The following is a 10122-nucleotide window of genomic DNA, read 5'->3' on the forward strand; positions in this document are numbered from 1 at the left end:
GTATTTTAGCGTTTCGTCCGGATGGTAAATTTTTAAAATCCCTTTCATTTTTTCTTAAAAAAGAACTGTAATAATATGATTGTTAAACGTTTTAGACAAAGATAGAAAATTGATTCAAAGTTAAAAGGATTTTAAAAATAAATTTTTAAAATCAATGCATACCATAAGCCTGAATATCCCAATAATACTTACTTTTGTTTTCATAAAGATTCTGAAAATGAAAAACATTTTATCAAAAGGTATTCTTGGACTAGGACTGATGATAGGTCTTGCTTCCTGCAAAAAATCGGATTCTCCCCTTACAAAAGTGACTCCCAGCAATCTGGACTCTATTGCTTCCAACTATTATGAGCAGTATCTTAAGCTATATCCGATGGACGCTACAGCACAGGGAGATACGAGGTATAATGACCAGCTTCCTATTAATATCGATAAAGATTTTATCTCAGGAGAAATAGCATTCTACAATTCCGTCCAGAAACAGCTGGAACATGTAGATTACAAAACCCTTTCTGATGAAGATAAAGTGGTATATGATGTTTTGGATTACACTTTAAAAGACAAGATTGAGGCCTATGCCTATCATCCTGAATATATACCTTTTACCCAGTTTGGCGGGCTTCCGCTTACTTTTCCTTTGTATGGAAGTGGACAGGGTAACCAGCCTTTTAAAACGGAAAAAGATTACAGTGACTGGCTGAAAAGAATGGAAAAATTCCCGGAATGGATGGATGCTGCTGCAGACAATTTCCGTGAAGGGATGACTAATAAAATGGTTCTTCCTAAAAAGCTGGTTGTTAAAATGATTCCTCAGATGAAAGCCGAGGAAATCACAACTTCTGACATGGAAAAGAATATTTTCTACGGTCCGATCAGAAATTTTCCTAAAAACTTCACCCAGGCTCAGAAGGATAAATTTTCAGCACTTTACAAAGATGCCATTGCGAAAAAGATTATCCCGGCCTATATTAAAATGGGAACGTTCCTGGAAAAAGAATATCTTCCAAAAGCAAGAGATACAGATGGATACAACAGTCTTCCTAACGGTAATGAGATTTACAGCTATTATGTAAAAAGCTGGACCACTACCAAAAAATCTCCTGAAGAGATCAATAAAATTGGGTTGCAGCAGGTAGCTATGCTACGTGCGGAAATGGAAAAAGTAAAACAGCAGGTGGGTTTTACCGGAACTCTGGAAGAATTCATCACCTTTGTAAAAACGGATCCAAAGGCGATGCCTTATAAGACTTCCAAGGAAGTTTTACATGCATTTAACGGCATTTTAACGAAAATCACTCCGAAGCTGAAAACAATGTTTAATGTAACGCCAAAAACAAAGTTTGAGATCAGACAGACAGAGAAGTTCAGAGAAGCAAGTGCCAGCGCAGAATATATGCCGGGAACTCCGGATGGTAAAAGACCGGGTATATTTTATGTCCCGCTTCCGGATCCTTCCAAATTCAATGTTACTTCAGGGATGGAGTCTCTTTTCCTTCATGAGGCCATCCCAGGGCATCACTATCAGATGTCTCTTCAACAGGAAAATACAAAGCTTCCTAAATTCATGAGATTCGGATGGTTCGGAGCTTATGGCGAAGGATGGGCGCACTATTGTGAAACATTAGGCCCCGAATTCGGTTTGTACACAGATCCTTACCAGAAAATGGGCTATTTAAGCGATCAGATGCTGAGAGCGGTAAGACTTGTTGTAGATACAGGGCTTCATACCGGAAAAATGTCAAGAGAAGAAGCGATCAGATATTTCTTAAGCAATATTTCATATGACGAAGGATCTGCCACTGCAGAAGTTGAGAGGTATATGGCAATGCCGGGGCAGGCTTTAGGCTACAAAATAGGCTCTTTAAGAATCCGTGAGCTGAGAGAAAAATATCAGAAAGAGCTTGGGAACAAATTCAATCTGGCAAGCTTCCATGATGAAGTATTAAGTCAAGGATGCCTTCCTCTGGATGTTCTGAACAGGAAAATGGAGCTTTGGGCTCAAAAGCAAAAATAGTTTCAATGAAACTATTTTTATTTTTTTCAGGTATTTTACTGATGGTTTTGAGTTGCCAAAAGGAACTGAATTTCGAAAATTTTACTGTGGACACCAACCTGCCTGATAATGATACTATTATACTTCTCTCTAAATATCCGGAACTGAAGCTTTACAATAGTGAAATTGTTGAAAGCAAAACAAGAACAGCCCATATTATTCAGTCTGCAAGTTATTCGGATGGCTTTCGTAAAGGAACGTTTTTATTCGATGATTATAAATGCAAAGCTCAATATCAGAACGATACTCTTACCATAAAATTGAATAACAATAACGGATATTTTGGCAACGGAATTTTGATTAAAGTTTTTAAAAATCAGTTTTACATCAAAGATATTGACCCCAAAACATTAAAAAGCGAAGAAAAATTCATAAAATCTAAAGTTTTTAGCCAAAAATTGACTCTAAACAGTAACAAATTCAACAAAAATGATAGCATTTATGGTTTTATAGATTATAAATGCAGTATTGATAGTTTAGTTGATAAACACTTTAAAGGATATTTTAAAACCATAATACAATAATTGATATGATCACAGAAAGCCTCAGATCTCTTTACAGCAGAGATTTAAATAAACTGAAAACAGAGATAGAAGCCTATCAAAACGAAGAAAACCTTTGGAAAACGGATAAAAGCATCGCCAATTCTGCGGGTAATCTGACACTTCATCTTGTTGGAAATCTCAATCATTTTCTTGGAACACACCTCGGAAATACAGGGTACGTCAGACAGCGTGACCTGGAATTTTCCTTAAAAGATATCCCGAAGGCGGAACTTATTGAAAAGGTTACAGCCACTGCAGCAATGATAGATTCAACGCTTTCCCAATTGTCTGACGAGGATCTGAAAAAAGAATATCCATTGGTTGTTTTTGAAAGTGCTATGACAACCGATTACTTTCTGATCCATCTGCTTGCCCATCTTGACTATCATTTGGGACAGATCAATTATCACAGAAGGTTATTGGACATTTAATCCATCCATAAAAAACTCAAATAACGCAGCGATCACAAAGCAATTGTTGCGTTTTCTATTAGTTCGCAAGGGCATTTCACTTAGCTAAGAAAATATTGCCTTTGCTCAACGAAGTGCCCTTGCGAACTTTTTCAATCTAAATTATCATAAGTACTTGCGATCTTAGCGTTAAAATAAGGCAAGTTATTTCTCAAATAACATTTTAGTAATAAAATCTTTTTCTCCTTTACCTCTTGCCGGAGAATACTCTCTTCCATAGAAAATGATCTGAAGATGGAGCTTATTCCATACTTCTTCAGGGAATAATTTCTTGGCATCACGCTCTGTTTCGACAACGTTTTTTCCTGACGTAAGTTTCCACTGTGTCATCAGACGATGAATATGCGTATCTACCGGAAAAGCAGGAAATCCGAATCCCTGGCTCATTACTACCGAAGCGGTTTTGTGCCCTACGCCCGGAAGGGCTTCCAATTCTTCATAAGTCTGTGGAACAATACCATTATGACGCTCCAGCAGAAGTTCTGCCATTCTTTTAAGGTTTTTGGCTTTGGTATTGGACAGTCCTATTTCTTTAATTAATTCCTTGATCTCAAATTCTTCCAGCTTGGCCATTCTCTGTGGAGTTCCTGCCACGGCGAAAAGGTCAGGTGTCACCTGGTTTACTTTTCTATCTGTGGTCTGTGCAGAAAGCGCTACAGCCACCATTAACGTATAAGGATCTGTATGATCCAGCGGAATAGGCGTTGTGGGATATAATTTATCCAATTCTCTCTGAACGATCTCAGCTCTTTGTTTTTTTGTCATGTAACCCTTAAATTTGAACAAAATTAAATCATTATGCTGAAAGTTGGAGATAAATTACCTGAATTTGAAGGAATCAATCAAGACGGAGAAACGGTAACCTCATCAAAGTTAACCGGAAAAAAACTGGTAGTTTTCTTCTATCCGCAAGCGAATACACCCACCTGTACGGTAGAAGCCTGCAATCTGAGCGATAATTATTCGAGGCTTAAAAAAGCAGGATTCCAGCTATTGGGAGTAAGTGGTGATTCTGTAAAAAAGCAGAAAAATTTCCATAGCAAATTTGCTTTCCCTTATGATCTTATTGCGGATGAAAACCGTGATATCATTGAAAAATTCGGGGTATGGCAGGAGAAAAAGACGTTTGGAAAAACGTATATGGGAATTGTAAGAACTACTTTTATTTTTGACGAAAATGGCATTTGCACAAGAGTGATTGAAAAAGTGACGTCAAAAACTGCTGCTGAGCAGATTCTGGAAGGATAACTTTTTTAAACACAGATATCACGAATATTTTCACAAATAGCACAATTATGTATCTGTCCTATTTGTGAAAATATTTTTATAATTGATCTTATTCGGTTTCGTAATAATTGAGTTCTTCAGTTTCGCCTGGAAGTATAACATGTTTTTTAAACCTCAATCCCAGCTTTTCAATGAGCTTTTGGGAAGAAATATTATCCTTTGAAATAATCGCGGATATTTTTGTTAATCCGAACTCATCCATCACTATAGATTTAACTTTCTGAGCGGCTTCAAAAGCATAGCCTTTTCCTTCGAATTCCTCCAACAGAGAATATCCTATATCTACAATATCCAGGCCTTCCCTTTCAAAAATTCCTACTGCTCCTACTTTTTCATTTCCTTCTTTGGTCACTAAAAGATAATTTCCAAATCCCAGTCTTTCAATCTGTGGGGCAAATCTGGTCAGGATATAATTTTCAGCGTCTTCAATGGAATTAACATTGCGGTTACCGATATGCTGAATGAATTTAGGCCTGTTGTAAAGCTCAAAGATAAAATCTTTGTCGTCACGGGACATAGGGCGAAGGATTAATCGCTCAGTCTCATAGGTATTATCTGCGCTTGGATGTTTTTTTGGGCTCATCTTTCTTTGGTTCTTCTTTTTTTTCGATTTTTAAAAGTCTCGGGTTATTAGCACATTTTTTATTGTAAAGCTCAATATAGGTTCCATTATCTTTTACATTACTTACGGCACCTGTAGATTTGCTTACCGTTACTGTATAATGTGTTTTCTGATAAGGACATTCCTTTGAAGTAAGCTTCCCAAGATCCAGATAGTAATTCGATTGATCTTCATGGTAATTACCTGCAAGGTCCTTAAACTCTTCATCTACCATGTATCCGTCTGCGGCTAATATAACTGCTGCTTCCTGGGCATTATCAATTCTGTCTACAAACTTTTTTAATCCTTCGGCATCGGTAACATAGCTTACCTTACCTCCTTCTGAATAGGCAATGTAATAAAAACTGTCTTCACTGGGAAAAAGATTGAATCCTGAGAACTGAGGAGTATAATTCACCTTACCCGAAGTCTTTATCTCCTCTCCTTTCCCATAGCTGTTGTATACCAACACCCAGGAATCTACCCTGCTGCCTGGATTGATCTGCTGCAAAATAGCAGGAATGCTCGAAAATTTTTTCTTCTCCTGAGCGTATATTGAGATTCCCAAAAGCAGGAATGTAAGAATTGTAAATCGGGTTGCAGTTTTAATCATAATTTAAAAATCAGCAGAAAATATACCAAATATTACATGAACTTCTCGCCTTTCTTAAAGTTTTTTAAATCAAGAACATAATCTTTGATAAGCTGGTCATTATCTCTCGGACAGATGAGAAGCGCCTTATCCGTATCTACAACAATATAATTTTCAAGCCCATCAATAATTACGGCTTTATTATTATTCTTCAGGCGGATGATATTTCCTTTTGAATTATAAGAAAGTAAATGTTTCAGCTTTACAGCGTTTCCGTCTTTATCTTTTTCTGTATTTTCATATACGGATGTCCATGTACCAAGATCGCTCCATCCTAAATCTGAAGGAATCACATATACATTTTTTGCCTTTTCCAGGATCCCGTTATCAATAGAAATTTTCTGAACTTTTGGATAAATGGTTTCAATACAGCTGTTTTCTTTTTCTGAATTATACTCACAAGCCATAAAATGCTGCATCATTTCAGGAAGATAAAGATCAAAGGCGTGGTGAATACTTTTCACATTCCACACAAAAATTCCTGCATTCCAAAGGAAATCACCACTTTCCAGAAAGCTCTGGGCAATTTCAAGGATGGGCTTTTCTGTGAATGTTTTCACTTTAAAGTATTCAGAACCTTTTTTTTCTACAAACTGAATGTAACCATAGCCTGTATCAGGTCTTGTCGGAGTAATCCCCAATGTTACCAGATAGTCATTTTTTGACGCTAGCTCAAATGCCAGCTCCACTTTCTCCAAAAACACATCCTCTTTAAGAATCAAGTGATCTGCCGGCAATACAATCATTGTTGCATCCGGATTGATCTCAGCAATTTTGTTGGCCATATACAGGTTGCAGGCTGCTGTATTCTTCATAAGCGGCTCACCCACAATATTTTCTTCAGGAATCTCCGGAAGCTGCTGATGGGAAACAGAAACATACTCTTTATTCGTAATCACGAATATCTGTTCTTTAGGAATTACCTTGCTGATTCTGTCATAGGTCTGCTGAATCATAGTGCGCCCGGTTCCTAAAATATCCTGAAACTGTTTTGGAAATTTTTGCGTACTCATCGGCCAGAACCGGCTCCCGATTCCTCCCGCCATTATAACGCAATATCTATCTGAATTTAACATTCTTAGCTACATTTTTCTACCCTCGCTAAAGGCTTGAAAGAATACTTCCTTCCAGTAGCCAGGTTCTTACAAAGATAGTTTTTTTTAACCAGACCTTCCAATAAATACTTTTCGTTGCGATAGATAAAAAATTCTCCCTTTTTAAGTTCCTCAATAAACTGAAGGGTATCATCTTGTTTTTCAGTATGAAAATATCTTACCAGTTCGGGGCTGGCCATGAAATTTGCCTTGGGTGATTTTGAAAATTTGATGATGATGGGCTTAAGCTCTTCATCATAGATTTCTAGGCTTTCCAGAAGCATATTCCTGAAGGTTTCCTTCCACTCATTCCCGTGAGGAGAGATTCTTCTGCCGTATTTTTCGAACGCAATCAGATGGGCCAATTCATGAGTCAGCACAAAGAAAAAAAGTTGTGGAGTAAGTGTAGAGTTTACCGTAATTTCATGTGAATTATCCGGAAGCTTTCTGTAATCTCCCAGTTTTGAATTCCTGTTTCTTGTAACTTTTATATGTATATAATAATCTGCAAACCAGATTCTTAAATATTTAAGTGTATTTTGAGGTAAGTATTTTTCTAAAGATTGAATTGGCATTTTACAAACTTAATGGAATTCCTGCATAGAAATTCAATAGTTTAAGACTAAAAAGGTAATTATATTTTGCCTGCGCTACTGATCCCTGTGCATTAGCATAATTATTTCTTGCCACGTTTACGTCATAGATGGTTGTTCTGCCGGCGGCATAACTTTTATCAGCAAAATCAAGAGCCAGTTTAGAGCTTTTTTCAGCTTCTACTGCGGCCAGGTAGGTTTCATAATTGGCATCAGCATCAAACTGAGCTTTCTGTACATTCTGCCTTACAGTCTGCTTCTGCTGCTCCAACGTATTTTTGGCAATACTTTCGTTTATTTTGGACTGTTCTACCTGTAATTTTGTTTTCCCTTTGTTAAAAATAGGGATATTAAGGGACAACCCCACATTTTGTCCGAACTGATCTTTATATTGTTCAAAAAAAGTTCCCTGCACAGTACCTGGCATAGGATCAAATTGCCTGTTATAGAAAGTGTTAAGACCAGCACTGGCTGTTAATGTAGGCCAGAAGGCTGTTTTGGTTACTTCAGTTTGTGCTTCCGCAGATCTTATTCTGCTTTCTGCGGCTTTAATCTGAGGTTGTATCTCATATGCGGTTGTAAGCACTTCATCTACGGAATTAAGCTGTAAATCAAGCTTTTCAGGAACATTCACATCCTCCACATCAAACCCCTTATAGTCTGACAGTTGTAAAAGCTGAGCGATGGCAAACAAAGCACGTCCAACATTTACTTCTGCTGTTTTAAGATTTTGTTTTTCTCTTGCCAGCGCAGCTTCAGCCTCTGCTAAAACCGTCTGTGCAGTTGTTCCAACCTGAGTTGTGATTTTAGCTCTGTCAAACTGTTTCTGGGCATTATCCACAGCACTCTGAGAGATCTTAACGATCTCCTTATTCAGTAAGGCTGTCAGATACTGCTGAGCAATCTGAAGAGAAATATCATTTTTAATGGTTTCAATGTCATATTGGCTTGCTTCTACATCAAACTGGGCTTTTCTTACATTCTTCTCTAATCTTCCATTATTATAAAGTAAAATATCAGCCCCCAGACCAACACTGTTATTGAATCTATCGTTTCTAAAACTTCCGGCTCCTAATGACCCTTGTCCGAAACTCACCCCATTCGTCATACTCCCCGATACAGAAGGCAAATATTCTTTCTGGGCTGCTTTAAGATTATATTCCTGATTTTGTTTGTTATACTGATTTTGGATAACCTGAAGATTATGCTCCACTGCATAGCTTACACATTCTTTTAAGGACCATTTCTTCTGAGCGCTTAAACCCAGATAACCTAATCCAAAAACGATGATCCAAACTTTTTTCATATGTATATGTTTATTTGTTTTTAATGGTCATATGGAATCGTGTCATCTTCATTCAGTACTGTAACCTATAAATCACAGCGATTTCATATTAAGATTTTTCAATATTAGACGAATTAAATATAAAAAAGTTACAGATTGAAAAATTATATTTTATTTTAAAAAAACTTTTGGGAATTTTGCACTATGACAAACGAACAATATCAGGAAGCTATCGACTGGCTTTTCGTACAGATGCCCAACTATCAGATAGATGGGCAGAAGGCTTATAAACCCGGGCTTGATAATATTACAAAACTTTGTGCTTTCTTTGGAAACCCTCAGGATAAAATCAAATGTATTCATATTGGTGGTACCAATGGTAAAGGTTCTTCAAGCAATATGCTGGCATCGGTTCTTCAGGAAGCCGGTTATAAAACAGGATTATACAATTCTCCCCACCTGATCGATTTTACAGAACGTATTAAGGTCAATGGGAAAAACTGTGATAAAGAATTTGTCTTTGATTTTATTCAGAAATTAAAACAACTTCCTGAAGACATCCGTCCTTCTTTTTTTGAGTTTACCACCATTATGGCTTTTGAATATTTTTACCAGCAGCAGGTAGATTTTGCCATTATTGAAGTCGGATTGGGAGGAAGACTGGATTCTACAAATATCATTACCCCTTTGATTTCGGCTATTACCAATGTACAGCTGGATCATCAGAATATTCTGGGTGATACCATTGAAGAAATCGCAGCTGAGAAGGCCGGGATTATAAAAAACAAAATTCCTGTTATTTCAGGGGACGATAGTGAGGTGGTGAAAAATATCATCAGGGAAAAAGCGGCTAAAGAAAGTGCTCCGTTTATAGATGCTACTTCTATTGATGCTAATCTTTCTTCTGACCTGAAAGGAGATTATCAGAAAAAAAATATCAGGGTTGTTTTGGCAGCTGTAGAAGAGTTAAAAAAACTCGGAGTAAGTATTTCTGATAAAGATCTTGAAAACGGACTGCTCCACGTTCACCAGAATACGGGATTTATCGGCCGTTGGTTTGAGTTTTCACAAAATCCACTTACAATTTGCGATACGGGACATAATCAGGCAGGTTTAGAGTATGTTTTTTCACAATTAAATTCAATTGACCGTCACAAGCATATCATTTTGGGGTTTGTAAATGACAAAAAAATAGATGACGTGATGAAATTACTTCCTGAAAATTCTGAGTTCTATTTCGCAAAACCATCCATCAACAGGGGAAGACATCCCAAAGATTACGAAAACCTGCTTCAGGAGGCGAAAATTTTTTATAAAATTTTTGATTCCGTACAGGAAGCGTATCTGTCTGCAAAAGAACGCTGTACAAATGAAGAAATGATTTTTATTGGCGGAAGCAACTTTGTAGTGGGAGATTTTTTAGAAAAAAATTTGGAGATTAAAGAATAAGTCGTATATTTGCACCACTCTAAACAAGAGAACAAGTCTAGAGGGTTCTTAGCTCAGTTGGTTCAGAGCATCTGGTTTACACCCAGAGGGTCG

Annotated in this window: 11 protein-coding genes; 5 read left to right on the plus strand and 6 right to left on the minus strand. The window is 37.1% G+C overall.

The annotated features are described in order from the left end of the window. Positions 1-217 precede the first annotated feature (217 nt). From ACE3RB_RS19135 to ACE3RB_RS19145, 3 genes are read left to right on the plus strand one after another with little or no spacing between them, the layout of a single operon-like run. The gene (locus ACE3RB_RS19135; RefSeq protein WP_374465678.1) at positions 218-2014 is read left to right on the plus strand and encodes a DUF885 family protein; all 1797 of its coding nucleotides are present in this window, start codon (positions 218-220) and stop codon (positions 2012-2014) included. Between the two features lie 5 nt (positions 2015-2019). After that, positions 2020-2577: a hypothetical protein gene (locus tag ACE3RB_RS19140; protein ID WP_374465679.1), complete on the plus strand. Its 558-nt coding sequence runs from the start codon at positions 2020-2022 to the stop codon at positions 2575-2577. A 5-nt stretch (positions 2578-2582) separates the two neighbouring features. Beyond that, positions 2583-3029 (plus strand): DinB family protein, encoded by a 447-nt coding sequence (locus tag ACE3RB_RS19145; RefSeq protein WP_374465680.1) that lies wholly within the window; start codon positions 2583-2585, stop codon positions 3027-3029. A 183-nt stretch (positions 3030-3212) separates the two neighbouring features. Here the strand turns inward: ACE3RB_RS19145 and nth are convergent, their stop codons facing one another. Continuing rightward, positions 3213-3833: an endonuclease III gene (gene nth, locus ACE3RB_RS19150; protein ID WP_374465681.1), complete on the minus strand. Its 621-nt coding sequence runs from the start codon at positions 3831-3833 to the stop codon at positions 3213-3215. A 33-nt stretch (positions 3834-3866) separates the two neighbouring features. Between nth and bcp the strand changes: the two genes are divergently transcribed. Continuing rightward, positions 3867-4316 (plus strand): thioredoxin-dependent thiol peroxidase, encoded by a 450-nt coding sequence (bcp, locus tag ACE3RB_RS19155; RefSeq protein ID WP_374465682.1) that lies wholly within the window; start codon positions 3867-3869, stop codon positions 4314-4316. A gap of 88 nt (positions 4317-4404) precedes the next feature. Here the strand turns inward: bcp and ACE3RB_RS19160 are convergent, their stop codons facing one another. From ACE3RB_RS19160 to ACE3RB_RS19180, 5 genes are read right to left on the minus strand one after another with little or no spacing between them, the layout of a single operon-like run. Next, on the minus strand, positions 4405-4938 hold the full coding sequence (locus ACE3RB_RS19160; RefSeq protein ID WP_374465683.1) for a GNAT family N-acetyltransferase: 534 nt from the start codon (positions 4936-4938) through the stop codon (positions 4405-4407). Next, positions 4907-5569, minus strand: coding sequence for a hypothetical protein (locus tag ACE3RB_RS19165; protein WP_374465684.1), 663 nt, complete (start codon positions 5567-5569; stop codon positions 4907-4909). The genes ACE3RB_RS19160 and ACE3RB_RS19165 overlap by 32 nt, the downstream gene beginning before the upstream one ends. 32 nt (positions 5570-5601) lie before the next feature. Then, a complete protein-coding gene (locus tag ACE3RB_RS19170; protein ID WP_312286966.1) occupies positions 5602-6684 on the minus strand; it encodes a mannose-1-phosphate guanylyltransferase in 1083 nt (360 codons plus the stop codon). A 2-nt stretch (positions 6685-6686) separates the two neighbouring features. Continuing rightward, complete coding sequence (locus tag ACE3RB_RS19175; protein ID WP_374465685.1) at positions 6687-7277, minus strand: SprT-like domain-containing protein; 591 nt, start codon at positions 7275-7277, stop codon at positions 6687-6689. 1 nt (position 7278) lies between these two features. Beyond that, the gene (locus tag ACE3RB_RS19180; RefSeq protein ID WP_374465686.1) at positions 7279-8601 is read right to left on the minus strand and encodes a TolC family protein; all 1323 of its coding nucleotides are present in this window, start codon (positions 8599-8601) and stop codon (positions 7279-7281) included. A gap of 183 nt (positions 8602-8784) precedes the next feature. Between ACE3RB_RS19180 and ACE3RB_RS19185 the strand changes: the two genes are divergently transcribed. After that, positions 8785-10029, plus strand: a complete 1245-nt coding sequence (locus tag ACE3RB_RS19185) for a folylpolyglutamate synthase/dihydrofolate synthase family protein (RefSeq protein ID WP_374465687.1) — start codon at positions 8785-8787, stop codon at positions 10027-10029. Positions 10030-10122 lie beyond the last annotated feature (93 nt).

The sequence above is a fragment of the Chryseobacterium sp. genome (assembly GCF_041914225.1).
Lineage (GTDB): Bacteria > Bacteroidota > Bacteroidia > Flavobacteriales > Weeksellaceae > Chryseobacterium.

Excerpts from the sequence above, each read along its gene's own strand:
- ACE3RB_RS19135 (WP_374465678.1), top strand. The coding sequence starts at position 218 with ATGAAAAACATTTTATCAAAAGGTATTCTTGGACTAGGACTGATGATA.
- ACE3RB_RS19140 (WP_374465679.1), top strand. The coding sequence starts at position 2,020 with ATGAAACTATTTTTATTTTTTTCAGGTATTTTACTGATGGTTTTGAGT.
- ACE3RB_RS19145 (WP_374465680.1), top strand. The coding sequence starts at position 2,583 with ATGATCACAGAAAGCCTCAGATCTCTTTACAGCAGAGATTTAAATAAA.
- nth (WP_374465681.1), bottom strand. The coding sequence starts at position 3,833 with ATGACAAAAAAACAAAGAGCTGAGATCGTTCAGAGAGAATTGGATAAA.
- bcp (WP_374465682.1), top strand. The coding sequence starts at position 3,867 with ATGCTGAAAGTTGGAGATAAATTACCTGAATTTGAAGGAATCAATCAA.
- ACE3RB_RS19160 (WP_374465683.1), bottom strand. The coding sequence starts at position 4,938 with ATGAGCCCAAAAAAACATCCAAGCGCAGATAATACCTATGAGACTGAG.
- ACE3RB_RS19165 (WP_374465684.1), bottom strand. The coding sequence starts at position 5,569 with ATGATTAAAACTGCAACCCGATTTACAATTCTTACATTCCTGCTTTTG.
- ACE3RB_RS19170 (WP_312286966.1), bottom strand. The coding sequence starts at position 6,684 with ATGTTAAATTCAGATAGATATTGCGTTATAATGGCGGGAGGAATCGGG.
- ACE3RB_RS19175 (WP_374465685.1), bottom strand. The coding sequence starts at position 7,277 with ATGCCAATTCAATCTTTAGAAAAATACTTACCTCAAAATACACTTAAA.
- ACE3RB_RS19180 (WP_374465686.1), bottom strand. The coding sequence starts at position 8,601 with ATGAAAAAAGTTTGGATCATCGTTTTTGGATTAGGTTATCTGGGTTTA.
- ACE3RB_RS19185 (WP_374465687.1), top strand. The coding sequence starts at position 8,785 with ATGACAAACGAACAATATCAGGAAGCTATCGACTGGCTTTTCGTACAG.